This is a genomic window from Pseudooceanicola aestuariicola, assembly GCF_045763785.1.
In the GTDB taxonomy this organism is placed as follows: domain Bacteria; phylum Pseudomonadota; class Alphaproteobacteria; order Rhodobacterales; family Rhodobacteraceae; genus Pseudooceanicola.
The window spans coordinates 242,425-267,001 of record NZ_JBJGSF010000003.1; the positions used below are offsets into that span (position 1 = coordinate 242,425).

Genomic DNA, 24,577 nt, shown 5'->3' on the forward strand with positions numbered 1-24,577 from the left:
TGCGGATCAGAAGTTCAGGCTATATCCGATGTTGATCCCGTAATCTCGCGTGTTGCTTAGGACCTTGCCGCCGTCGAGGTCCACGTTCAGCTGACCCCGGCCCGCCGTGTAGCTGAAGCCCATGCCAAGACGCGGGCTGAAGAACGTGTCGCGTACCCCGCCGTCGACGTTGTTGTGATACTCGGCCGCGACCGACAGGTAGGGGCGCAGGGCGTCTTGACCGAACACCGCCTTGGTCCCGATTGACGCGGTGACGTCGCGGATGCTTTTTGCGGCCAGCGCGCCTGCCGCCGGATGATCTTCGCTAAATCCCCGCACCCCAAGCCAGGAATTAATCTCGGTCCCCGACAGCGCGTAGGTCGCGTTGGCCTGCAGGCCGAATGCGCGGCGCGTGGCCTTATAGGTCGTGCCGCCGACGTTGTAATCGGGCTTGGCAAACAGGGCAAAGCCGGTGATGTCGTAGGACTGGCCGATGCCTGCGCGGAAGTAGGGACCGATGCTAAGCGCATCTGCCGTGACCGACACGCCGCCGATGGTCAGGTCCGCCTTGCCTTTGGACACGAACAGACCCAACCGCGTGGTTTCGGCCAGCGTGACGTCGCCGCCCAAGGTGAATTCAAGGTTGCGACCCGTGATGGTGCCGTCGAATTTGCGGCCTTGGAACGCGCCCCAGAAGGTCGTGTCGCTGTTCTGCCCTTGGGTCGAGAAGAAGACCCCGTTCTGGGTGGCGACGATCCCCGGCCCACCGTTCAGGGCAGAGTTGATCGCGGTGTTCACCGCCGTGGTAGAGGTTGCGCCCGCCGCCTTGGACGCGCCGCTTTGCGCGTCGGAGGTTTTCTTAGCCTCTGCGTCATCGTCCGTGCCGGTGCTTGCGGGCGTGCAGCTTGCGGTGACGGTATTCAGGGTTGGTGGATTTGCGGTCAGCTGTAGCTGGCCTTCATCCTGCGACCGGCCTTGGGTGGTTCCGTAGATGGTGAACGTGTAGTTGCCCGCTTGCGTTGCGGTATAGGTCAGCCCATCACAGCTTTGTTGGTCGGTGCACAGAAACGTTGGCTGGACTGGGCCAGAGACGGTGATATTGGCCTCGAGAAAGTTGCCAGAGTACTGGAAAGACGCGGTTTCGCCGGCGGCAAGGCCAGCGCGAAATATACTTCCCTGCGATCCGCCAGAAAAAACAAATGAACTGGATTCGCCGTTACATTGCGGGACACTTGCGGCCATGCTGGATGAAGCCGCGGAAATCCCTGCAATCAAGGTGGCTGCCGACGCAAAGCGGCGCAAGAATGTCGTCATGAAAAGTCCCCCAAAGGACCGAAAATCGGTACCGAATACCTTAAATGACATCGCGAGGCTGACGCTGGGGAAATATTGGGAAACGTTTAAACTGAGTTAATTTTTTGGGGGCCTGTTGTGCCGCGGCCACAAAGCTGCACAGGTTTTAGGCCGCAAAACATGATATTCTTCTTCTGGTTGAAAATACCTCGGGAGGTCCGGAGGGCAGCGCCCTCCGGTTCCCAACGTCGCCTTATTGCGCTGCGATCAGGCCAAGGCTTTCCAGTTTCAGGATCACCTGGTGCGCGCAGTTGTCGACCTCGACATTCTCGGTCTCGACGCGCAGTTCGGGGTCTTCGGGTACGTCGTAGGGGTCGGAAATCCCGGTGAATTCCTTGATCTTCCCTTCGCGCGCCAGCTTGTACAGGCCCTTGCGGTCACGGCGTTCGCATTCTTCAATGTTGGTGGCGACGTGCACTTCGATAAAGGCACCGAATTGTTCGATGTCTTCGCGGACGGCCCGGCGCGTGGCGGCGTAGGGCGCGATGGGGGCGCAGATGGCGATGCCGCCGTTCTTGGTGATCTCGGACGCGACATAGCCGATGCGGCGGATGTTCAGATCGCGGTGCTCTTTCGAGAAGCCGAGTTCCGAGCTGAGGTTCTTCCGCACGATGTCGCCGTCCAGAAGCGTCACCGGACGCCCGCCCATTTCCATCAGCTTGACCATCAGCGCGTTGGCGATGGTGGATTTGCCAGAGCCCGAGAAGCCGGTGAAAAAGACCGTGAAACCTTGGTTCGAGCGGGGCGGACGCGTTTTGCGCAGTTCCGACACCACTTCGGGGAAAGAGAACCACTCGGGGATCTCCAGCCCTTCGGCCAGACGGCGGCGCAGTTCGGTGCCCGAGATGTTCAGGATGGTAACGTCTTCACGGTCCTTGATTTCGTCTGCGGGTTCGTACTGGGCGCGTTCCTGCACATAGACCATGTGCTTAAAGTCGACCATTTCGATGCCCATTTCTTCCTGATGCTCGCGGAACAAATCCTGCGCATCATAGGGGCCGTAGAAATCTTCGCCTGCCGAATTGGTGCCGGGGCCTGCGTGATCGCGGCCAACGATAAAGTGGGTGCAGCCATAGTTCTTTCGGATCAGGCCGTGCCACACAGCCTCACGCGGGCCTCCCATGCGCATGGCCAGGGGCAGAAGCGACATGGTCGTGGTGGACTGCGGGTATTTGTCCAGCACGGCCTCGTAGCAGCGGACGCGGGTGAAATGGTCCACGTCGCCGGGTTTGGTCATGCCGACAACCGGGTGGATCAGCAGGTTGGCCTGAGCCTCACGCGCAGCGCGGAAGGTCAGTTCCTGGTGTGCGCGGTGCAGCGGGTTACGGGTCTGGAAGGCCACGACCTTGCGCCAGCCCAGTTTGCGGAAATAGGCGCGCAATTCGTTGGGCGTGTCGCGGCGGGCGCGGAAATCGTAATGCACGGGCTGTTGGATGCCGGTGACGGGACCGCCCAGATAAACCTTTCCGGCCGTGTTGTGCAGGTAGTTCACCGCCGGGTGTTTCTGGTCGTCGGCGCCAAAGACCTTTTCGGCCTCGTGCGATTTGTTGGGCGTCCAGCGGTCGGTGACCGTCATGGTCCCAAGGATCACACCTTCCTGATCGCGCAGGGCGATGTCTTGACCCAGTTCGATGCTGTCGGCGAAGGTTTCGGACACGTCCAGCGTGATCGGCATCGGCCACAGGGTGCCATCGGCCAGACGCATGTTGTCGACGACGCCATTGTAATCCTCTTCGCTCAGGAAGCCTTTGAGCGGGTTGAACCCGCCGTTCATCAGCAGTTCCAGATCGCAAATCTGGCGCGGGCTCAGGTCCCAGCTGGTCAGATCGGCGGCTTCGACCTTCAGCTTTTGCGCGCTGTCGTAGGACACGAACAGCTCGGGGATGGGGGCGAGGTTGTTTAGCATAAGTGACATCCTGTTTTCTGGTAGTACGAGACCCGGTGCAGAACCTGTCAGCTCGGCATGAAGGGCCTGATATTCGCGGAATTTGCGGGCGAGGAAGCGGTCGGTCAGCCGGTGCTTTTCCGCCGCCCCGCGCGAGGTGAGGCCATAGGAAAAGCGCTGGCGTTTATCGGGGCCGGCGCGGTCGGTGATCTTGATCAACCCGGCCTCCGCCGCCGCGCGCAGTTGTGCATTGATCCGACCCAAAGAGATGCCCGTTGCCTGTGCGATGCCGCGCTGCGACGCCTCTGGCGCCATGTCGACATGGCGCAGCAGGCGAAACAATTCGCTTTCTTCATCAGTGATCGCAGGCGTCTTCGGGGCAGGCACGGCGGGGCTCAATATGTGTTCACGGCTGAACGCTTGTCACTTTTCCATCGCTGCGCAAAGCAATTTTCCCGGAAAAATCGCTGGAAATGGCCCGATTGAGTCCGAAATGTCGCGACCATATTCCAAAGGAAAGGGCCGGGCGCTGTTGGCGGCCCGGCCCTGTCAGGTTCCGAAGAACGGTGTTTCGCATCTGGGGGGACGCCGCGAACGGCGTCCTTTTCTGCGTCCAGCGTTAGAAGTTGGCCGAGAATTTGATGCCAAGGCTCACGGCGCGTGCGTCTTTAAAGACCTCGCCGCCGTTCACGTTGATCGACAGAACGCCCGGCCCAATGTCCGCGTCTAACCCAAGGCCAAGCCGGGGCGATACGCTGCGCGTCACGGTCGCCCCGTCGTTCAAGCGGATGGCGTCAGCGCCGACCGTCAGGCTGGGGCGGATGGCTTGCGTGGGCGCGAAGTCGAATTTCGCGCCGATCGATGCCATAGCCTGGCTGATCGTGCGGGCGCCGCCCGGTGCCGTGGCGGGCAGCTTTTCGCTAAAGCCCGAAACGCCGAGGTAGCCGGTCACCTGCGTCTGCCCTAGGCTATAGTCCATGCCCGCCGTCAGTCCGCCCATGACCCGGTCGGTTTTCCATGTCGCCGCGCCCGAGCGGTAGTCGGGGCGCGCGAACAAAACGTAGGCGTCTAGGGTCACCGTCTCGCCAAGCGCGGTCGAGATATAGGGGCCAACCGCCAAGGCTTCGCTGTCGTAATTGGTGCCGCCGATGGTCACGTCATATTTGCCGTAGGACAGTGCTGCGCCAAGGATCGTCTGCGCCCCGATTTCCCAGTCTGCGCCGAACGTCAGCTCGGCCCCGCCGCCGTCGAGGACGCCGGAAAAGCTGGTGCCGCTGAGGTTGGCCCAGAAATTCGCGCTGCTGTTTTCGCCTTGGGTCGAGATGAACACGCCCTGCGTCGACACGCGCGGTGCACCGCTGCCGCCACGTGATCCGATCGCGTTCCCGATTGCAGTGCCCGACGCGCTGGCCGAACTGGCGCCGGTGGCCGCGACGACTTGGCCCGCCTGCTGGCTGGACGTCGTCGGCGTCGGGGTCGGCGTGCTGCCACCGCCGGTAGAGCCTCCGCCGGTTGATCCCCCGCTTGTTTTCGATGTCTGCGGGCTAGCGCAGCTGCCGTTACATTGCAGGTAGGCGTTGTACGATCCGGACGTCGCGACGCCGGACATGACCATGGTGTAGGTGCCGGACGAGGGCGCGCTGTAGCTGGCCCCGTCACAGGCGGTCACGCCAGAGCAGATTTGCGTGCCGTTGACCGTCAGTGAATGCGAGGCGACGTTGGATTTCGTTTCGCTTTGAAAAAAGACCTGAAGCTGGTCAGAGGCCGCCAAGGTTGCGGTGATCGTCACGGTGGTGCCAGTGTCCTGATAGGGTTCTTGGCTTAGGAAGCCGGACGCGCTGGTCGTCGTCCATGCCATGGCCTGATGCGGCAGCGCCGCGATGGCCAGCGTGGCCGCGGTGGTGGCAAGGATCCGCATCGTTCGCGCGGCCATCAGGCGTCGGCGCAGGTGCGTCATTGGAATAAGCATAAGTAAGGCCCCCAAGCTATGCTGACCCCCGAACGGATCAGCGCCCGGGAATTGAGCGCGGTCGGGGGCGATTCTGAATTGCCCGCAATGATGTGATTGAATTTGCTGCACGATACCATTCCCCGGAACAGGGGGGTGACAAATGGCAGACGGGGGGGCTGCTGCGATCGAATCGTGGCCATGCGGCCCAAAGAAAAACCCCCGACGCAGTGGCCGGGGGTGTGTTCTTAGTGGCCTTCTTCAACCGGGGCGCCGTAGCCCAGAGGTTCGGCCATATCTTTTTCGGGCGCGTCTGCAGGAATATCGTCCTGTTCGGCCAGCCAGCGTTCCGCGTCCAGCGCCGCCATGCAGCCCATGCCAGCAGAGGTCACGGCCTGACGATAGACATGGTCGGTCAGGTCGCCAGCTGCAAAGACGCCGGGAATCGACGTGCGGGTCGAGCCGGGATCGACTTTGACATAGCCGCCGTGGTGCAGTTCCAGCTGGTCTTTGACCAACTCGCTTGCGGGCGCGTGGCCGATAGCGACGAAAACACCCTTGGCGGGGATTTCGCTGATCTCTCCGGTTTCGACGTGTTTGACCTTGATGCCGGTGACGCCCTTGGGATTGTCTTCGCCCACGACCTCTTCCAGCACGTGGTGCCACAGCGGCTCGATCTTGGGGTTCTTCATCAGGCGATCGATCAGGATGCGTTCTGCGCGCAGCTCGTCCCGGCGGTGGATCAGCGTGACCTTGGAGGCGAAGTTGGTCAGGAACAGCGCCTCTTCGACGGCCGTGTTGCCGCCGCCGATGACGACGATTTCCTGACCGCGATAGAAAAACCCGTCACAGGTCGCACAGGCCGACACGCCAAAGCCCTTGTAGGCTTCTTCTGACGGCAGGCCCAGCCATTTGGCGCGGGCACCGGTCGCAAGGATCACGGCGTCGGCGGTGTAGATCGTGCCGCTGTCGCCCTTGGCGGTGAAGGGGCGTTTGGAGAGATCCAGATCAGCGATGATGTCGCCGATGATCTCGCAGCCCATTTCCTTGGCGTGGGCTTCCATCCGAACCATCAGGTCGGGGCCCTGAACCTCGGTATCGCCGGGCCAGTTTTCGACTTCGGTCGTGGTGGTCAGCTGGCCGCCGGGTTCGATGCCTTGGACAAGGATCGGGTTCAGCATGGCGCGGCTGGCGTAGACACCGGCGGTGTAGCCCGCGGGGCCAGAGCCGATGATAAGAACCTTGGTGTGGCGGGTGTCGGACATGGGCTGCGCTCCGGGTTCGGGAAGGATCGCGCCTATGTAAGCACCGGGGGCAGGGGCCGCAACCGCCTGTGGTGTCGCATTGCTATGGGCAGGGCGAATGTCTGGGCCTTCGGTCGTGCAGGCCAAATGTTGCGCGGCGGCGAAATATTATTGCGCGCGCCATGGCCGCTGCTATAACAAACGCAAATTCAGGAGGCGAATGATGGCGGGCACCCGTCTGGACGCGATTGACCGAAAGATTCTGGCCGAGCTGCAGGCCGATGGCCGTATGACCAACGTGGAATTGGCCAAGCGCGTGGGTATTTCCGCGCCGCCCTGCCTGCGTCGAGTACGGACCTTGGAAGAGTCGGGCTTTATCAAGGGCTACCACGCACAGGTCGACAGTCGCGAGTTGGGCTTTGAAGTGCAGGTCTTTGCCATGGTCGGGCTGGTCAGTCAGGCCGAGTCGGACCTGTCGGCCTTCGAGGCCAAGTGCCGTGACTGGCCGCTGGTCCGCGAATGCCACATGCTGAACGGTGAGGTCGATTTCATCCTGAAATGCGTGGCGCCTGATCTGTCGACCTTTCAGTCTTTTTTGACGGGTCAGCTGACCTCGGCCGATAATGTGGCCAGCGTGAAAACTTCGCTGGTGATCCGCGGTGCCAAGGATGAACCGGGCGTGCCCTTCGATATTCTGGAAGAACGGTTAAGCCGAACGGCTTGATTCAGGCCGCTGGCCGGGCCGTGTTGGTTCGAGAGAGCCAGACCCCCTTATCTTCGAACGCGCCGCGACTAAGTGGGCCGCCCGACGGCACGTCGGGCTGAGCCGCGTCGATTTGCAGATGTCTGCGAGCAGTTACCTAGCGGACCCTCCGGCGGCGCTATCGCGCGCCGCCCGGGCTGATCGCTGCACTCGATACGACCAAAGTTGCCGAGGCGATCGTCAGCCGCGCCTATGCCGCAGCGCCGCCCAAGGCGTCCATCGTCAGCCGTGGGTGAGCCAGACGACCGAAATCAGACGCGCGGCGCAGGTGAGGGAACATGGACATGAACAGATCGCGGGTGTGATAGCCCATCTGTTCCAGCAGGGTCATTCCGGGGTGGAACGTCTCCATGTCCAGCCCGCCGACGCGGATGGTGCCGTGGCGGCGCAGGGCAATGTGATAGGTGTCGATGGCCATGCGGGGGGCGATGGCGATCACCGAATCGCCGTCGATGAAATCGCGCAACGGGGTATAGGCCAGTTTATCCCCGCTATCATAATGCGCGCCTGACGGACGGTGCAGCATGCGAGCCCCGGGGCCAGCCAGAATATCCATGGCGGGCTGCGCAGGGCCGAAACGGCCTGCGGTCACGCGGGTCAGGAATGGGGTCGAATTGGGTGTGACGACGTGGGTCATAATGCCGATCCACATGACCTCTTGGGCGCCACGTTCGCGGGTGACGACCTTCATGCCGGGTCGCAGGTCTTCGACGGCGACCTCTCCGGCGGCGGTGGTGATCAGGGACCCGTGGGCAAAGGCGGTAAAGGCGCTTTGGAAATCGGGCGTGGCGGGCGCACGGACCTCGCGGTCTTCGATGCGGCCCGCGTCGTTCATGTACATCACCTGATAGGGACGCAGAACAGGGGTCGTGCTGGTGGCGTGGGACAGGTTGTCCGACAGGGAATTGGCAACCGCAAAGTGCGGTTTCATGGGGGCGGTCATGCGTAACACCTTTAACTGGCGTCACATCTGCGTCGGCCCCCACCGACAACCCAGAAGGACTCTGTGGCTTTGATGGGATCAATGTTCACGATGCCGGGTGCATCTGTCAAAAATTAGAACCGATTGGTCGCGTGGCGTGGGCAATGCGGATTTTATGACCGGGATTGTCGACGGCTAAGCCGCTAATTGTGCCGCATTTGCCCGTAACACGCATAGCGCGACTTGATTCGGGGCGGCGGTGTCAGAGGGTGAAAATCCGGACGCAAAAAAGGGGACGGCGCGAGCAGCTACCATCCCCTCTTGCGGCGCGATCTGGGGGCATTGATCGCGCCCCGCCTGACGTTTGGCCAGACGGTATGTCGTGTCCGGCAAAGAGCCGGACGAAATTCTTGGGTCAGGCGGCCTGACGCTTGGTTTCGGTCCGCAGACGGCGGGCGACGGCGGCACGGTTGCCGCGCTGATAAGGAAGCTTGACGTCGGTCGCTTTGGCGGTGGCGACAACAGTCTGGATCCAGCGTTTCTGTTTCGTCTTCATCGGGCTTATCCCTTTCAATCTGCTCGTCTTTCGACATCTGCCGGATGTTCCGGTCGTTGAAGTCTTTATGACCCCGGTTTGGGGCCGCAGTAGGACGAATAGGGGCGATTTGAAGAAATCTTCGGGCAGGGGCCGATGAATTGCGGCAACTGGGCAGGCCCCTTAATTTACGAAGGTTAAGGGGCGAACGGGCCAGAATATTTCGGCAGGAATGGGGCAGACCGCGGACCTCAAGGCACGCGGACACGCGGATCAGATTCGGATGGTCGAGATCAGGCGCCCGTAGTCGGCTTCTTTCGCGTGGGTGGTGCGACGGTAGGAATAAAACCGCTGCGGATCGGAGTAGGTGCAGTGACCCGTCCATTCCGCATCCGCAATCCCGGCTTCGCGCAGGCGGTGCAGCCCGAAAGACGGCAGGTCGAAATGCATCCGGTCCCCGTCGCCACCGGCGAAGAACCGGGTGTAGTCGGGATCTTCGTCGACGAACCGGTCGAAAAACTCGGGGCCGACCTCGTAGGCGCGCTGGCTGATGGTGGGTCCGATCACGGCGCGGATTTCATGACGTTCGGCGCCAAGGCCGATCATCGCGTCGATTGTCGCCTCAAGCACACCGTCGATGGCGCCTTTCCAGCCTGCGTGCGCCGCGCCGATCACGTTGTTTTCCGGATCGCAGAACAGCACTGGCTGGCAATCTGCCGTCAGAATGGCCAAGGCCACGCCGGGGCGGTTGGTCACCATGGCGTCGGCTTCGGGGTGGTCGTCTTCGGCGTCCACGACAGTCACGGCATCGGCAGAGTGGACCTGACGGATGGTCACCAGATGACGATCAGGCACCCCCATGGCCAGCGCAACCCGCGAACGGTTGATTTCCACAATCTCGTTCTGGTCCGAAGACCCGTAGCCGCAGTTCAGCCCCGCAAAAATACCCGAGGACGCCCCGCCCTTGCGGGTAAAGAACCCGTGGCGGTAGGGCGCGAGGTTGCGCGAGGTGATGGTTTCCAGCGTCATTCTGTCGTGCGTCCGGGATCCGTGGTTCCTGCAAGATGCGGTTGGTCGGGAGGCGTAAGGCCAAGCACTTTGAACAAGGTTCCCATTTCCTGCGGGTGGGTCAAGCGACGATGTGCGGCAATGTGGGATTGCAGCGCATCCCCGGACATGCGCCGGGCCAGCGCTTCGGCCCTTGCCGTGATGCCCAAGCGTTCCAGAAACACGCCCTGAGGGGTCATGGCGCTGGGTTTCGCGGGGGTGGCGGCCAGCGCCAAAGCTTCGAAATCGACATGCGCCGTCAGGTCTGCCTCACCGGGCGCGTCCAGCGGAGACACCGGTTGATGCGCTTGCACGGCTTGGAACGTGTCGCCCTTGGATCGCCAGTCACCATAGTCGATGATCAGCGCCGCGCCGCCGTGGGTCGCGATGCGCTGGCCAAGCGTGGCGGCGATGGGGGCGGCGTCTGGGCAGACCTCGACCACGTCGCCGTCGGCGGTGTCGTCCAGCCGATGCGCGAGTTCGGGCAGGGGCAGCGGGGTCGTCAGCGCAAAGGTCAGGGCGTCCCCGTCCGTCGTGACAACCCGTTCCGCCCAGCCCTGACCCTGACGCTGGAACTGTCGGATTGGCAGGGCGTCGAAAAATTCGTTGGCAACGAAATACAGCGGACGTTTGGGCAGATCGTCAAAGCTGGTCGTCCAGGCGGGGGTGTAATCGGCCAGCGTATCGGCCTGAATATTGCGCAAGGTGGGCGAGGCTTCGATCAGAACCAGACGCATCGCATCGTGGAACCCCGGCACTCCGCGCGTGGCGCGCAGCAGGTCGGCCATCAGCGTCCCGCGGCCCGGTCCGGCCTCGGCCAGGGTAAAGGGGCTGGGGCTGCCTTGGTCCATCCAAGCTTGGGCAAGGGCAAGGCCCACGACCTCACCGAACATCTGACTGACCTCGGGCGCGGTGATGAAATCGCCCTTGGTGCCCAAAGGATCGCGCGTGGCATAATAGCCGTGATCGGGGTCCAGCAGGCAGATATACATATAGTCCGCTATGGTCAGCGGCCCCTGCAGGCTGATCCGTTGCCGGATACGATCGGTCAGGCTTGTCACTTCCATTGGCGACGGCCCAGCAGGATCAGGGTCAGGCCAATCGCCACCATCGGCAGAGACAGCAGCTGGCCCATGGTGATGCCGATGGTATCGGTCAGGCGCAGAACGTGGCCAAGCGGGTTATCTTCGGTGATGAACTGCGCATCGGCCAGACGGAAAAATTCGACGATGAACCGCGCGATGCCATAGCCCGCAAAGAACGTGCCGGCGATCAGCCCGGGTTTCTTCAGCGCCTTGTACCCGAACGCCAGCGTCAGCAGGACGGCGCCCAGCAACAGGCCTTCCAACCCGGCCTCGTACAACTGGCTGGGGTGGCGGGCGCAGGGCGCGTCGTCACACAGCGCGTAGGGTCCGGGGAAGATCACCGCCCATGGAGCGTCAGAGGGGCGGCCCCACAGCTCGGCGTTGATGAAATTGGCGATGCGGCCCAGCATGATGCCCACCGGGGTGGACAGGGCCAGAAGGTCCGCGGTCTGCATCTTGGGGATCGCGTTACGGGCGCAAAATATCCACGTGGCGACGACGACACCCAGAAAGCCGCCGTGAAAGGCCATGCCGCCCTGCCAGATCATGGGGATTTCCAGAGGGTTCCGCAGGTAATAACCCGGCTGGTAGAACAGAACAAAGCCTAGCCGCCCGCCGACCACGACCCCCAGAATGATCCACGTCAGCAGATCGTCCAGCTGCTCCTTGGTCATGGGGCGCGTGTCTTGGGGCCAGAGCGCAGGCCGGCTAAGCGCACGACGGGCGATCATCCAGCCCAGCAGAATGCCCACGATATAGGCCAGCGCGTACCAGCGCAGGGCAAATTCCATTCCGCCGATCTGGATCGAAAACAGCTCGGGCGAGATATCGGGGAAGGGCAGGACATGAGCGATCATAGGCGTGACATGCCTATGCGCGCGCGGGGAAGTCAACAGGGGCCGGGGCTTGTGAAGCGGCGGGGTGCGGCCCATATAGGAGCAAAGCGATATTGGAGACGGCCATGCAAACCCGATCGAAATTTTTTGACGATATGTCCCAGTTGATGACCAACGCCATGGGCGTGGCGCAGGGGGCAAAGGACGAGGCAGAGACCGCGTTCAAATCCGCCATCGACCGCTGGCTTGCGGACCGCGATTTCGTCACGCGGGAAGAATTCGACGCTGTGCGCGCCATGGCGCAGAAGGCGCGGGAAGAGAACGAGGCGCTGAAGGCACGTCTGGATGCGCTTGAGGCGAAGGGCTGAAGTTCAAGCTACGCCGTTTGAGTGATTCAAGGCCGCGCGGGGGACTGCGCGGCCTTTGATTTTGTTGCGGTGTTTTATCGTCGCCGAAGTCGATCAGATGTCCCGCCCGGGGTTGCCCTCCGTGAAGATGAGCGACGTTCACCTTCGTTGGGGGTCGCTTTTCCCCAGATTCGCCGCTCTATCCTTGGTTGATCCGTCACACCGCTGTCATATTCATCAAATGGCGTGCCTATTCTTGGGCTATTCTTGCGGCTATCCACAACTTCCTGCGGTTATCCCCAATAATTTGCTTGCCACATCGCTTCTGGCCCCTCACCATATCTCGTATGGGGCGCGGGAAATCGCCCAGCCCCTAGAGCAGGCACCTAGCGCTTGGGGCGCTTCCGACGCCCCCGCGCTACAACCAAAAAGAGGTGGCGCAATGGCATTGTCCGAGCAGTTCCTGACTGAAGAACTTCATCCTATCGACATCGTCGAACATCTGGCCGAACACCATGAATGGGATTTCGACCGGATCGGAGACGACCAGATCGCGATGGCCGTTGAAGGTCAGTGGCGCACCTATTCCGTGACCCTTGCATGGTCACATTACGATCAGACCCTGCGTCTGGTCTGCACGTTTGAAATGGAGCCGCCCGAAGAGGCCCTGCCGGGTCTTTACGAGCTGCTGAACCTGATCAACGACCAATGCTGGGCCGGGTCTTTCACCTACTGGGCCGAGCATAAGCTAAGCGTCTTCCGTTACGGCCTCGTGCTGGGCGGCGACCAGATGGCAAGCCCGGAACAGATCGACACGATGATCTCGTCCGCCGTTATCTCGGCGGAACGGTTCTACCCGGCGATGCAGCTGAACATCTGGGGCGGGCAAAGCCCTGCCGATGCGATGCAGGTCGCCATTGCAGAGGCCTACGGGCGCGCCTAGTCTGATCCCGAAACGGGGGCGCGAACCTAAGGCGCCCCTGATCTGAGGGAGCAAGACATGCAAGATGCAGTGGCCCGCAAGGGTCTGGTCCTTGTCGGCTGCGGCAAGATGGGGGGCGCGATGCTCTCTGGTTGGTTGAAGGGCGGGCTGCCCGGCTCCAGCGTCTGGGTCAAAGACCCGAACCCGGCTGATTGGTTGACGACCGCCGGGATCAATCTGAACAGCGATTTTCCTGACGCGCCCGCCGTGGCGATCATTGCGGTCAAACCGCAGATGATGGGCGATGCGCTGCCGCAGGTCGCGGCTTTGGGTGGTGGCGATACGCTGATCATCTCGGTCGCTGCCGGTACGCCGATTTCCAGGTTCGAAGACGTCTTTGGTTCAGACACGCCGATCATCCGCGCCATGCCCAACACACCCGCTGCGGTGGGGCGGGGGATCACGGCGATCATCGGCAACGCCGCTGCGACAGACGCCCATTTGGATATGGCCGAGGATCTGCTGTCCGCCGTTGGTCAAGTTGTGCGGCTTGAGGCGGAACACCAGATGGATGCGGTGACGGCCGTGTCTGGTTCTGGCCCCGCGTATGTGTTCCACCTGATCGAAACGCTCGCCGCTGCAGGAGAGGCCGAGGGGCTAAGCCCCGAATTGGCCATGGCTTTGGCCAAAGCGACCGTGGGCGGCGCTGGCCAATTGGCCGAGGATGCTGACGAAGATCCCAGCCAGTTGCGCGTCAACGTCACCAGCCCCAATGGCACCACGCAGGCCGCGCTAGAGGTTCTGATGGACGGGGTCAGTGGCTTTCCCGGTCTGATCCGCCGCGCCGTACAGGCTGCCGCCGACCGATCAAGGGAGCTTGGCCGTGACGGATGAGATCAGCTTTGACGATTTCCTGAAGGTCGATATCCGCGCGGGCAAGGTCGTCCGGGCCGAGCCGTTCCCCGAGGCGCGCAAGCCCGCGATCAAGCTGTGGATCGATTTCGGACCCGAGATCGGAGAGAAGAAGACCTCGGCCCAGATCACCGCGCATTACACGCCTGATGCGCTGGTTGGCAAGATGGTCATGGCGGTGGTGAACTTTCCCCCGCGCCAGATCGGCCCTTTCATGTCCGAAGTGCTGACATTGGGCGTCGCGGACGCGGACGGCGGGATCGTTCTGGTGACCCCTGACAAGGACGTCGCGGCAGGGGAGCGGATGCATTGAAACGTGTTCTGATCAGCCGACCGATGCCGCCCCAAACGCTGGCCGCGGCAGAAGAATTGTTCGACGTCGAAGTGCGCCCGTCGAACAAACCGATGAGCAGTGGGGAATTGCGCGCGGGCTTTGCGGTGTACGACGGGATGATGGTCACCTTGGGCGATACGATCACGTCTGAAACGCTGGCCGATTTCGGACGCCCTCGGTGCAAGATTGTTGCGAACTTCGGTGTTGGGTACAACCACATCGACGTGGCGGCCTGCGCGGCGCATGGGGTGACCGTGTCGAATACGCCCGGCGCGGTGACAGATGCCACGGCAGATATCGCGATGACCCTGATGCTGGCGACAGCAAGGCGGGCCGGCGAAGGCGAACGGCTGGTCCGCGCGGGCAAGTGGGAAGGCTGGCATCCGACGCAACTGCTGGGGATGCATGTCACCGGCAAGACCGTCGGGATCGTGGGCATGGGCCGCATCGGTCAGGCAATTGCGCGGCGCTGTCACTTTGGGTTCGGCATGTCGGTGATCTACGCCAACCGGTCCGACAAGGCGGTGGATTTTACTGCCACGCAGATGCCCTTGGATCAGGTCGCCGCCAAGGCCGATGTGGTCATTGTCGCCGCCCCGGGCGGAGAAGAAACGCATCACCTGATCAATGCGGATGTGCTGGGCTCCATGCAGCCCCATGCCATTCTGGTGAACATCGCGCGCGGTAATATCGTGGATGAAGCCGCGCTGGTCGCTGCGCTGAGCGCAGGCAAAATCGGTGGCGCGGGGCTGGACGTGTATGAACACGAACCCAAGGTCAGCCCGGAGTTGCTGAAGATGGAGAACGTGACCCTGTTTCCGCATCTTGGCACCTCGTCCCAAGAGGTGCGGGAAGAGATGGGGTTGATGGCTGTCGAAAACCTGCGGGCTTATTTCGCGGGCGAGGCTGTGCCGAACCGGATCGATTGATCCTTATCCCACGCGGTCTTATTCGATCACGGCCACATCGACCGATTGGTCGCTGGTCTGATCGCCCGCCCCGCGCATGGCCCCCACCACGGGGGCCACGTCGTCGTAATCGCGCCCGTAGCCGATGGTGATGTAGTCAGAGTTCACGGCCTGATCATTGGTCGGATCAAATTCGATCCAGCCGATTTCCGGCCCGACCCAGGCGCTGACCCAGGCGTGCATGGCATCGACGCCCACCAGCTTTTCCTTGCCGGGGGGCGGGAAAGTCCGAAGAAAACCGGACACGTAGCCTGCCGGGATGCCGAGGCTGCGCAGGCAGGTGATCATGATGTGCGAAAAGTCCTGACAGACGCCCGCGCGCTTGGCAAAGGCTTCGGCGGTCGGGGTGTCGACGGTGGTCGCCTCTTCCGAATAGGTCATCGTGTCGTGGATGGCGCTGCCGATGATCTGAACCGCTTCGGCCGCCGTGATCCCCGGTTGCATTAGGTCGCGGGCGAAGGTCGCGATCTCTTTGATCTGCGGGGCCCGGCGGGACGGTGCGGTGAAATGCAGGGGCGACTGCGCGCTGACGTCGCGCGATGCGTCCAGTTCCCTGTCCAACCGATCCAGCGGGGTGGCCAGCGATAAAAGCGGCGCGGTGCTTAGGCGTTCCACCTGCACCGACAGCGCGATCTTCACCTCTTCGATGGGGTAATCCCACATGGCCGAAGTCACGGCGTTACCGAAGAAATCCGTGAACCCAGTTTTTTCCGATGGCGTTGGGGTCAGCGCCAGCGTCCAATTTCCCAGTGTTTGAAGGCCGGGAATGTCGCGGGGCAGGATGCGCAGCAGGTTGCGCGTCCGGTCGGTCGGATGGGTGTAGTCGTAGTCGATGCGCAGGGTGATGTCGTACTGCATGGTTATCTCAGGTGCGCTTCGGCCAGACGGTCGCTGGCGCGGCCAAGGGCCATGCGCATCTGATCCAAAACCTCTGGCGTCAGGTCACCGGGGGCAAGGATTTCCAACTGTGTCCGCACGGGTAACAGTTCGCGCACAATGGGTGTGGGCCGGTTCGACAGGGTCGCGCCGGGCAGGTCCATGGCAAGCTCCTGCATTTCGCGGATCTGGAACAGGACCGACCGTGGGTTGCCGGTGTCCTGCGCCAGAAGGTCGATCACGGATTCGCGGCTGGCCCCCATGGCATAGCGGCGGCGATGGGTCATCGTGCCATCCGCGACCTCAAGCGCCACGTCCAGCGCGCCTTCGGGGGTATCGGGGGCCGCGAAGGTCTGCAAGGTCGCGGCAAGGCTGTCGGCCCGTTCAACCGCGCGACCGATCGACAGGAACCGCCAGCCGTACACGCGGTAAATGTTGTCTTTGACCACGCCGGAAAAGCCCGCCGTTTTGCGCAATAGCACCGACATGGCGCGGGCCGCATCGTCGCCCGGCTGCGCGGTGTCGACCATCTGCGCCGTGGTTTTCACGAGATCGTTCAGCGCGAACCAGCCGTCCATCGAAAACCTGTCCCGCACCTTGGAGGCACAGTTATGCGCCGCATACAGCCTGTCACGCAGGCCGCGGGGGATGGTTTCGGTTGCGTCTATGTCGACGTCATCCAGTGCCTCTGCGATCAGGGTTAGCAGCGGGTCTTCCGGATTGTCGGTCATCGCCAGACGCTGGTGATAGGCGCGCAGAAGGCGGGCGCTGTCTTCGAACCGGACGATGTAGCGCCCCAGCCAGAACAGGTTGTCCGCCGCCCGTGACGGCAGCGCCGCGCTTTCCGTGCGGACGCGTCGCTGACCGGTGGGGTCGGGGTCTGATCGCGGGCTGGCCGGTTCCGGCACACGGCTGTCAGAGATGATCTGCACATCCGCCACGCTGCCGCCGCGCTGCATCGCAAGCGCCGTGCTGTCGCCTTCGGGGCCGATCCGGGCGTAGCCGCCTTTCAGGAACTGCCAGCCGGTTTCTGTGCGGGCGGCAAAGACGCGGACAGTCATCGGGCTGGGCGCCAGACGAGGGCCATCCGGCGTTTCGCGCCACGTTGGCGTGGTGGACAGGCTGACCGCCTCTTGGCCCACCAGATCGGGCGAGGGGGCGTCGAGCATCGACAGGATCTCGGGCTCTGTCCCCAGAACGGTTTCGGAATTGCTGTCGAAGGGCAGGTCCACCGACATGGCGGGCGCGATCAGCATGCGGTGGACGTTGTCACGCAGGTATCCGCGCGCGATTTCGTCGCCGCACCACCATGTGGCAATGTTGGGCAGGGCGAGCGGCTGGCCGGTCAACACTTCGCTGATGCGGGGCAGGAAGGCCATCATGGCGCGGGTTTCCAGAACGCCCGCCCCAAGTGCATTGACCATCGCCAGCGATCCCGATCGGATCGCGTCCATCAGGCCCGGCACGCCGATCTGGCTGTCGGGATTCAGTTCCAGCGGGTCGGCATAGGCGCTGTCGATCCGCCGCCAGAGCAGGCCAAGCGGCACGGGTCCGTCGATGGTGCGCACCATCGCCTGCCCGTTTTTGACGGTGATGTCTTCGCCTTCCAGCAGCAATAGGCCAAGGTAGCGGGCGATATACAGATGTTCGAAAAAGGCATCGTTGGCGCGGCCCGGGGTCAGCAGCCCGACCTGATGGGCCTCGGTCCGGTTCGCGGTGGCCAGTTTGGTCAGCGTACGGCGGAAGTTTTCGAAGAACCCGGCAAAGCGGTGGGTATAGGCGCGGGGGTAGTCTTCGTTAAAGACCCGGCGCATCGCCATCCGGTTTTCCAGCGCAAAGCCCGCGCCAGACGGGGCCGAGGTTCGGTCGCCCAATACAAACCAGCTGCCATCCGGGGATCGCCCGATTTCGAACGCCAGAAAGTGCAGGTAGTGCCCACCGCGCGGCTGGACGCCGACCATGGGGCGTTTCCAGTGGACGTTTTCCGTAATCAGCCGCGGGGGTAGGTGGCCATCGGCCATCAGGCGGCCGGGACCGTAGAGGTCCGCCATGACCGATTCCAACAGGTCGGCGCGCTGCTCCAGCCCGCGGCAGATCTGATCCCATTCAGTTTCGTGCAGCAGGACCGGAATGTTGGACAGGGGCCATTCGCGTTCGTCCAGCGCGTCGTCTGAATACTGCCGGAAATACACCCCCGCATCGCGCAGATAATGCCGCGACCGTTCGAATTTGGCGCGCAGTTCTTGTTCCGACAGGTTGGTCAGGGTTTGGACAAAGGGCCGCCAGACAGGACGCATGGTTCCGGCGCGGTCGAACAATTCGTCCGCGGCGTTCCCCGATACCTTATAGTCGGCAAGCAGCGGGCTGCTTGCGTCGGTCTGAGTCGATTTGTCCATGGGCCTCCGGTTAAGTGCTTAACCCAATCCGGGCGGGCGACGAAGGTCAAGGGTCATCGGGAATTCAGGATGCGGCGTTTCCGGCGCCGGGCGGTAATCCTTGGGCGTGTAGCCGTGCGGTTCGAACCGGGCCAGGCGGCGTGCCTCTGCCTCATACCCGTTGATCGGGAAGGTGTCGTAGTTGCGCCCGCCGGGGTGGGCGACGTGATAGGTGCAGCCCGCAATCGCGCGGCCCGTCCACTCATCATAGATGTCAAACACCAAGGGCGCGTTAACGGGCAGGGTGGGGTGCAGCGCCTCGGCGGGTTGCCACGCCTTGAAACGAACACCGCCCACCGACACGCCGGACGTCAGTGTTTTCGCCATCGGCACAGGCCGCTGGTTGCACATCACGCTATAGCGATCCTGATGCAGCGTGGTCAGTTTAACCTGCATCCGTTCGACCGAGCTATCGGTATAGCGGACGGTTCCGCCAATCGCGCCCATTTCGCCTAGCACATGCCACGGCTCCAGCGCCTGACGCACCTCAAGGTGCACGCCGTCGGTTTCGATCTGACCGCAGAAGGGGAAGCGGAATTCGGACTGCGCCTCAAACCAGACGGGATCAAGGTCATAGCCGTGATCGCGCAGATCGTTCAGAAGGCTTAGGAAATCTTCCCACAGATAGTGCGGCAGCATGAAACGGTCATGCAGGACAGTGCCCCAGCGGACAGGGCGGCCCACCACGGGGCTTTCCCAGCAGCGCGCGATGATGGCGCGCAGCAAGACCTGTTGGGCCAGCGACATACGGGGATCGGGCGGCATTTCGAACCCGCGGAATTCGACCAGGCCAAGGCGGCCTGTGGGCCCGTCGGGTGAGAAGAGTTTGTCGATGCAGATCTCGGCGCGGTGGGTGTTGCCGGTGACATCTGTCAGCATGTTGCGCAGCAGGCGGTCGACCAACCAAGGTGGCGGTGGCGTGCCCATGTCCGGCGACTGGATCTGCGCCAGCGCAATTTCCAGCTCGTACAGCGTATCATGCCGCGCCTCGTCGATCCGCGGGGCCTGAGAAGTCGGGCCGATGAACATGCCGGAAAAGAGGTAGGACAGGCTGGGATGCCGCTGCCAGATCAGGATCAGCGATTTCAGCAGGTCGGGACGCCGCAAGAAGGGGCTATCGCCCACGGTGGCCCCGCCAACGACGACGTGATTGCCGCCGCCCGTGCCGGTGTGGCGACCGTCGATCATGAACTTGTCGGCGCCAAGACGCGATGTGCGGGCCTCTTCATAGATCGCTTCGGTCGTGGCGACGCAATCATTCCAGCTGTGCGCGGGGTGAATGTTCACCTCGATCACGCCCGGATCGGGCGCCACGCGGATGACGTTCAGGCGGGGATCGGACGGGGGCGAGTAGCCTTCGATATGGATAGGCAGGTCCAGTTCGGCAGCGGTTTCTTCGGCGGCGGCGATCAGTTCCAGATAGTCCTCTAGCCGGTCACAGGGCGGCATGAAGAGACAGAGTTTCCCGTCGCGTGGTTCAATCGCGATGGCGGTGCGGACAGCGCCGATCCCTTCATAGCCTTCCTCGGGCTCACCGCCCTGAGGGATCACGGTCTGGCGGTCACCTTCGGCCTCGGCCACGGCGCGCTTGGGCTGCGTATGCCCCTTGGATTCCTCCGGCATCATGCGGGCACGCTCGTCCGCTTCTTCTGCCTCGATCCGCGCGATTTCTTCGTCGACCAGCTTGCGGCGCTGGGCGATTTCAGCGTGGAAATCGGGCAGCGGTTCAACCGGGGCAGAATTATCGGCAGGGTAGGAATAGGGGTAATGCGCAGGCGCGATATGGGGCAGCGATCCCAGTGGCAGGCGGAACCCGACGGGGCTGTCGCCGGGCACAAGGAACAGCTTGCCGCGCCGGGGCCGCCAAAGCTCTGATTGCCACTTCGATGCCTTGCCCTGCCAACGCTGGATCGGCAGGACATAGCCCGCCGCCTCGGTCAGGGTGCGGTTGAAGACGCGGGCGTATCGCGCACGGTCTTCGGGGTTTTTCAGCTTGGAGTTTTCCGGCGTCACGTTTGACGGCAGGTTCGCCTCTTTCAGGATCCATTCGGCAGGGTCCTCATAAGCGGGCTGGGCGTAGTCGGATTCCAGCCCCAAAGCCTCGGCAAAACGGCCCATGAACTGGCCCGCAGCTTCGGCCGTGGCTTTGCCGGTATCGCTTTCTTTGGCGATCAGGTCGGTGTTCTTCCAAACCGGCTGACCATCCAGCCGCCAATACAGCGAAAAGGTCCAGCGCGGCAGGCTTTCACCGGGATACCATTTGCCCTGACCGTAATGCAGGAAGCCGCCCGGCGCGAAGCGGGTCTTCAGCTTGCGGATCAGCGTATCGGCTAGACCGCGTTTGGTGGGGCCCACCGCGTCTGTATTCCATTCCTCGGCCTCGAAATCATCGATCGAAACAAAGGTCGGCTCTCCGCCCATGGTCAAGCGCACGTCGCCTTTTTGCAGACGTTCATCGACGTGATGGCCAAGCGCGTTCAGCCTTTCCCATGCCTCGTCCGAGAAGGGTTTGGTGATGCGCGGATGTTCGGCCACGCGGGTGATCTGCATGTCGAAGTTGAAATCAACCTCGGGGGCGCCTGCGGAGGAAAAGCCGCCGACGATGGGCGCGGCGTTCTGATAATGCGGCGTGGCGGCCAGTGGGATATGGGATTCGCCGGTCATCAGGCCAGAGGTCGGGTCGAACCCGATCCAGCCCGCGCCGGGCAGGTAAACCTCGACCCAAGCGTGCAGGTCAGTGAAATCGTGATCTGTACCAGAAGGGCCATCCAGCGCCTCTAGATCCGGCTTCAGCTGGATCAGGTAGCCGGATACGAAGCGCGCGGCAAAACCAAGGTGGCGCAGGCATTGCACCAGCAGCCAAGACGAATCGCGGCAAGAGCCGGAGCCGATGGAAAGCGTTTCCTCGGGCGTCTGCACCCCGGGCTCCATCCGGATGGTGTATTCCACACGATCAGAGACCTGCCGGTTCAGCCCGACCAGAAAATCCACCGTCCGCGCTTCAGTCTGATCCACACCGGCAAGGAATTGTTCGACCATCGGGGTCATCGGCTCTGGCTTGCGATAGATCGACAGATCCTGCGTCAATTCCTCGGGATAATTGAACGGCCATTCCTCGGCCGTTTCATCGACGAAGAAATCGAACGGGTTGTAGACGGTCATATCGGCGGTCAGGTCGACCTCGATCTTAAATTCACGCACGGGTTCGGGAAACACGAAGCGCGCCAGCCAGTTGCCATAAGGGTCCTGCTGGTGGTTCACGAAATGCCCGCCCGGGCTGACCTTGAGCGAATGGGAAATCACCCGCGTCCGCGAATGGGGCGCGGGTCTTAGCCGGATGATCTGCGGCCCGAGCGTAACGGGGCGATCATATTTGTAGTGCGTCAGATGATAGATGCTTGCGTGAATCGCCATGGGCCTGCCTGCTTTGATCGTCCCCAGAGTGCGCCGGGGACGTTGCGGATGGTATGTCGTGATGACCTACCACGGTAAAGCAGACAAGGATCATTGCAACCTTGCCGTTTTTTTCAGCAGCTTAGCCGGGCATGGCTCGCATCAGATGCTGATGCGCAAAGGCCATTTTCTGCCGAACGCCGTCGGCCAGAACAAAGGGGTAGATGTCGGGCAGATCCATCGCGCGGTTGACGTGGTTGATGGCGATCGAGATTTCCACGGCGCGACTGACAAGGCGGTCGGTGTCTGCATCGGTATAGGCGTCGTAACCGGGCACTACGCCGCCGGGCAGGGCCAGTTGTGCCGCGCCCGCGCTGTCGACCATGTCCACAAGGTGCAGCAGGTGGGCGATGGTTTCGGCCCAGTCTTCGTGCGGATGGGCGGTGGCATAGCTGGTAATGTGATGGTGCCCCGCAGGTTGGGGATTGGCGTAATGGGCTTGCAACGCCTCGCCATAGTCGGCGCGTTCGTCGCCGAAGAGGTCACGGAAACCTGATAGGAAGTCCGGGGTCTCGGCCAGACGCAGGAAGAGGAAGTGCGCGATTTCATGTCGGATATGACCGGTCATGGTGCGATATAGCTCGCCCAGTTCTTCCTGCCGTTTGGCCAGCACGGCATCACTGGCTTCGGTCACGTTGATGGTGATCTCTCCGTCCGCGTGGCCCATGGTGACGTCTTCGCGGCCTTGAACGGTCTGTTCCGACAGCATCAAGAAGGACGGGCGTGCCCCGGTGTCGCGGTGGTCGAACCAGCCCCACCGGCCAAGGTTCGCCAGAACCCAACGTTTGGCATATTCGCTGTGCTGCCATAGCGGCAGGTTCGTGGCTTCGCGCAGATCGGGCACAGTTTCCGTCATCGCGCAGGAGCGGCACAGGCCATCGGTTTCCGCGACCCAGTTGCAGCCGATGTCTTCGCGGTTGCGGCAGGGCGCGGGCCGGGTGGTCAGGGCCTGCGCTTCGGGATCAAAATAGATCGCAGTCCCGCAGGCGCAGGCGAGGTTGTGGAAATAGACCGGCGCGTGGCAGGCGGGGCAGAGGAAAATTTGCATGGGGTCACTTTGGCAGGCATGGGGCCTGTTGCAACGTTTATCGCCGCCCAGAGTTCCGCGCAGATGGGGATTGCCCGAAAAGATCAGGCTCCGGGGCTGTCCCCCATCTCTTCGCGCCAGTGGCGACGGCACAGAGACACATAGGTTTCATTCCCGCCGACCTGAACCTGTGCGCCTTCGCGCAGCGCTTTGCCATCCGGGCCCCGGCGCACGACCATGGTGGCCTTCTTGCCGCAATGGCAGATGGTGCGGACCTCTCGCATTTCATCCGCCAGCGCCAGAAGCGCGGCAGAGCCTTCGAACAACTCTCCCAGAAAATCGACGCGCAGGCCGTAGCACATGATCGGGACGCCAAGGTCATCGACGGCGCGGGCCAGTTGCCAGACCTGATCGCGGGTCAGAAACTGCGACTCATCAATGAACACGCAGGCGCAGGGGCCGGCGTCCAGACGCGACTGGATGCGGGCGAACAGGTCGTCGGCGGCGGTGAAGGTGTCTGCCTCGGCCCCGATGCCGATGCGGCTGGCGATGCGACCGGTGCCTGCGCGGTCGTCCAGTTTCGCCGTCATCAGATAGGTCTGCATGCCCCGTTCGATATAGTTATGCGACGCCTGCAGAAGCACGGTCGATTTGCCCGCGTTCATGGTGGAGTAGTTGAAATAAAGCTTGGCCATGGGGGTTTTATGCAGGCCTTTGCGGCCATGTCCAGACGGGTTGGTTTTCGGGATGCGGGGCCTAAGTTCTGCTGGTATGCGCCCGGTACACACCCGCAGGAGAGCCCATGGACCCGCACGATCTTCCCGCCCTTGTTGCAGACAAGCTGCCCGCCATTGACGTGGACCATCTGGCCAAAGCGGAGGACCCGCGTCATCCGCCGCGTATCCTGCTGCTTTACGGGGCGCTGCGGCCGCAGAGCTATTCCAAGAAAACCGTGCTGGAGGCAGAGCGGATCCTGCAGGCCTTAGGCTGCGAGACGCGGGTGTTCGATCCATCTGGCCTGCCGATGTATGACCCGGCGCAGGCGGATCATCCCAAGGTGCGCGAATTGCGCGATCTTGCCGTCTGGTCCGAAGGCATGGTCTGGTCTTCGCCGGAACAGCACGGGACAATGACCGCCGTGATCAAGAACCAGATCGACTGGTTGCCATTGAACATGGGCGGCGTGCGTCCGACGCAGGGCAAGACGCTGGCGTTGATGCAGGTGTCGGGCGGGTCGCAATCCTTTAATGCGGTCAACCAGATGCGGATCATGGGACGCTGGATGCGCATGATCACGATCCCCAATCAGTCATCCATCCCGCGCGCGTCTTTGGAATACGACGAAGATCAGCGTTTGCCCGAGGGGCCGTTCTATCGCCGCGTGGTCGATGTGATGGAAGAGCTGGTGAAATTCACGTGGCTGGTGCGGGGGCGGGCCGAGTATTTGGTGGACCGGTATTCCGAGCGGGTGGAAAGTGCAGAGAAGGCATCCGAGCGGGTGAATTTGAAGTCGTTGTAGGGGTTTGGGGGCGCTGCCCCCGGCGCTGCGCGCCTCCCCCGGGATATTTATGGGACCAAAGAAGGATTGGGGCTCTGGCGCAGTAGCCTTAGGGCGCAGCCGGATGGCACCCTAGTGGGACCGTTACGCTGATTGCGGGAGCGGGGGGCGAGGGTGTGAAGTGCCCGGCTTTAGTCAAGTTGTTCGG

General features: G+C 62.5%; 21 protein-coding genes. 7 read left to right on the top strand and 14 right to left on the bottom strand.

Annotated elements, in window-relative coordinates; genetic code table 11:
* Positions 1-6 precede the first annotated feature (6 nt).
* From ACI3GR_RS13625 to trxB, 4 genes are all read right to left on the bottom strand, one after another.
* Positions 7-1,293 carry a hypothetical protein gene (locus tag ACI3GR_RS13625; RefSeq protein ID WP_407495248.1) on the bottom strand — a complete coding sequence of 429 codons (1,287 nt, stop codon included), beginning with the start codon at positions 1,291-1,293 and terminating at the stop codon, positions 7-9.
* Positions 1,294-1,525: 232 nt separating this feature from the next.
* Positions 1,526-3,604 carry a bifunctional sulfate adenylyltransferase/adenylylsulfate kinase gene (locus tag ACI3GR_RS13630; RefSeq protein WP_407495249.1) on the bottom strand — a complete coding sequence of 693 codons (2,079 nt, stop codon included), beginning with the start codon at positions 3,602-3,604 and terminating at the stop codon, positions 1,526-1,528.
* A gap of 232 nt (positions 3,605-3,836) precedes the next feature.
* Positions 3,837-5,186, bottom strand: coding sequence for an autotransporter domain-containing protein (locus tag ACI3GR_RS13635; protein ID WP_407495250.1), 1,350 nt, complete (start codon positions 5,184-5,186; stop codon positions 3,837-3,839).
* A gap of 227 nt (positions 5,187-5,413) precedes the next feature.
* The gene (gene trxB, locus ACI3GR_RS13640; protein WP_407495251.1) at positions 5,414-6,430 is read right to left on the bottom strand and encodes a thioredoxin-disulfide reductase; all 1,017 of its coding nucleotides are present in this window, start codon (positions 6,428-6,430) and stop codon (positions 5,414-5,416) included.
* A gap of 202 nt (positions 6,431-6,632) precedes the next feature.
* On the opposite strand from trxB, the gene ACI3GR_RS13645 reads away from it, so the two are divergent.
* The gene (locus tag ACI3GR_RS13645) at positions 6,633-7,133 is read left to right on the top strand and encodes an Lrp/AsnC family transcriptional regulator (protein ID WP_407495252.1); all 501 of its coding nucleotides are present in this window, start codon (positions 6,633-6,635) and stop codon (positions 7,131-7,133) included.
* A 229-nt stretch (positions 7,134-7,362) separates the two neighbouring features.
* On the opposite strand, the gene ACI3GR_RS13650 is transcribed toward ACI3GR_RS13645, so the two are convergent.
* From ACI3GR_RS13650 to lgt, 5 genes are all read right to left on the bottom strand, one after another.
* On the bottom strand, positions 7,363-8,115 hold the full coding sequence (locus ACI3GR_RS13650) for a Hint domain-containing protein (protein ID WP_407495253.1): 753 nt from the start codon (positions 8,113-8,115) through the stop codon (positions 7,363-7,365).
* A gap of 394 nt (positions 8,116-8,509) precedes the next feature.
* Positions 8,510-8,650, bottom strand: coding sequence for a hypothetical protein (locus ACI3GR_RS13655; protein WP_407495254.1), 141 nt, complete (start codon positions 8,648-8,650; stop codon positions 8,510-8,512).
* A gap of 252 nt (positions 8,651-8,902) precedes the next feature.
* Positions 8,903-9,658 (bottom strand): peptidoglycan editing factor PgeF, encoded by a 756-nt coding sequence (gene pgeF / locus ACI3GR_RS13660; RefSeq protein WP_407495255.1) that lies wholly within the window; start codon positions 9,656-9,658, stop codon positions 8,903-8,905.
* Positions 9,655-10,743, bottom strand: a complete 1,089-nt coding sequence (locus tag ACI3GR_RS13665) for a class I SAM-dependent methyltransferase (protein ID WP_407495256.1) — start codon at positions 10,741-10,743, stop codon at positions 9,655-9,657. The genes pgeF and ACI3GR_RS13665 overlap by 4 nt, the downstream gene beginning before the upstream one ends.
* Entirely contained in the window at positions 10,734-11,615 is an 882-nt protein-coding gene (gene lgt / locus ACI3GR_RS13670) for a prolipoprotein diacylglyceryl transferase (RefSeq protein ID WP_407495582.1), read from the bottom strand. Before lgt ends, ACI3GR_RS13665 begins: the two co-directional genes overlap by 10 nt.
* Before the next feature lie 107 nt (positions 11,616-11,722).
* Here lgt and ACI3GR_RS13675 point away from each other — a divergent pair, with 107 nt between their 5' ends.
* From ACI3GR_RS13675 to ACI3GR_RS13695, 5 genes are all read left to right on the top strand, one after another.
* Positions 11,723-11,965, top strand: coding sequence for an accessory factor UbiK family protein (locus ACI3GR_RS13675; RefSeq protein WP_407495257.1), 243 nt, complete (start codon positions 11,723-11,725; stop codon positions 11,963-11,965).
* A gap of 421 nt (positions 11,966-12,386) precedes the next feature.
* Entirely contained in the window at positions 12,387-12,887 is a 501-nt protein-coding gene (locus ACI3GR_RS13680) for a type III secretion system chaperone family protein (protein WP_407495258.1), read from the top strand.
* A 57-nt stretch (positions 12,888-12,944) separates the two neighbouring features.
* Positions 12,945-13,760, top strand: a complete 816-nt coding sequence (gene proC, locus ACI3GR_RS13685) for a pyrroline-5-carboxylate reductase (RefSeq protein WP_407495259.1) — start codon at positions 12,945-12,947, stop codon at positions 13,758-13,760.
* Positions 13,750-14,091, top strand: a complete 342-nt coding sequence (locus ACI3GR_RS13690) for a tRNA-binding protein (protein WP_407495260.1) — start codon at positions 13,750-13,752, stop codon at positions 14,089-14,091. Before proC ends, ACI3GR_RS13690 begins: the two co-directional genes overlap by 11 nt.
* Positions 14,088-15,041, top strand: a complete 954-nt coding sequence (locus ACI3GR_RS13695; protein ID WP_407495261.1) for a 2-hydroxyacid dehydrogenase — start codon at positions 14,088-14,090, stop codon at positions 15,039-15,041. Before ACI3GR_RS13690 ends, ACI3GR_RS13695 begins: the two co-directional genes overlap by 4 nt.
* A gap of 18 nt (positions 15,042-15,059) precedes the next feature.
* On the opposite strand, the gene ACI3GR_RS13700 is transcribed toward ACI3GR_RS13695, so the two are convergent.
* The 5 genes from ACI3GR_RS13700 to ACI3GR_RS13720 form a co-directional block, all read right to left on the bottom strand.
* On the bottom strand, positions 15,060-15,938 hold the full coding sequence (locus ACI3GR_RS13700) for a transglutaminase family protein (RefSeq protein ID WP_407495262.1): 879 nt from the start codon (positions 15,936-15,938) through the stop codon (positions 15,060-15,062).
* A gap of 2 nt (positions 15,939-15,940) precedes the next feature.
* Positions 15,941-18,352 (bottom strand): circularly permuted type 2 ATP-grasp protein, encoded by a 2,412-nt coding sequence (locus ACI3GR_RS13705; protein WP_407495263.1) that lies wholly within the window; start codon positions 18,350-18,352, stop codon positions 15,941-15,943.
* A gap of 18 nt (positions 18,353-18,370) precedes the next feature.
* A complete protein-coding gene (locus tag ACI3GR_RS13710) occupies positions 18,371-21,805 on the bottom strand; it encodes a transglutaminase family protein (RefSeq protein ID WP_407495264.1) in 3,435 nt (1,144 codons plus the stop codon).
* A 121-nt stretch (positions 21,806-21,926) separates the two neighbouring features.
* The gene (locus ACI3GR_RS13715) at positions 21,927-22,892 is read right to left on the bottom strand and encodes a zinc-binding metallopeptidase family protein (protein ID WP_407495265.1); all 966 of its coding nucleotides are present in this window, start codon (positions 22,890-22,892) and stop codon (positions 21,927-21,929) included.
* A gap of 83 nt (positions 22,893-22,975) precedes the next feature.
* Positions 22,976-23,566: a thymidine kinase gene (locus ACI3GR_RS13720; protein ID WP_407495266.1), complete on the bottom strand. Its 591-nt coding sequence runs from the start codon at positions 23,564-23,566 to the stop codon at positions 22,976-22,978.
* 107 nt (positions 23,567-23,673) lie between these two features.
* Here ACI3GR_RS13720 and arsH point away from each other — a divergent pair, with 107 nt between their 5' ends.
* On the top strand, positions 23,674-24,390 hold the full coding sequence (arsH, locus tag ACI3GR_RS13725) for an arsenical resistance protein ArsH (protein WP_407495267.1): 717 nt from the start codon (positions 23,674-23,676) through the stop codon (positions 24,388-24,390).
* Positions 24,391-24,577 lie beyond the last annotated feature (187 nt).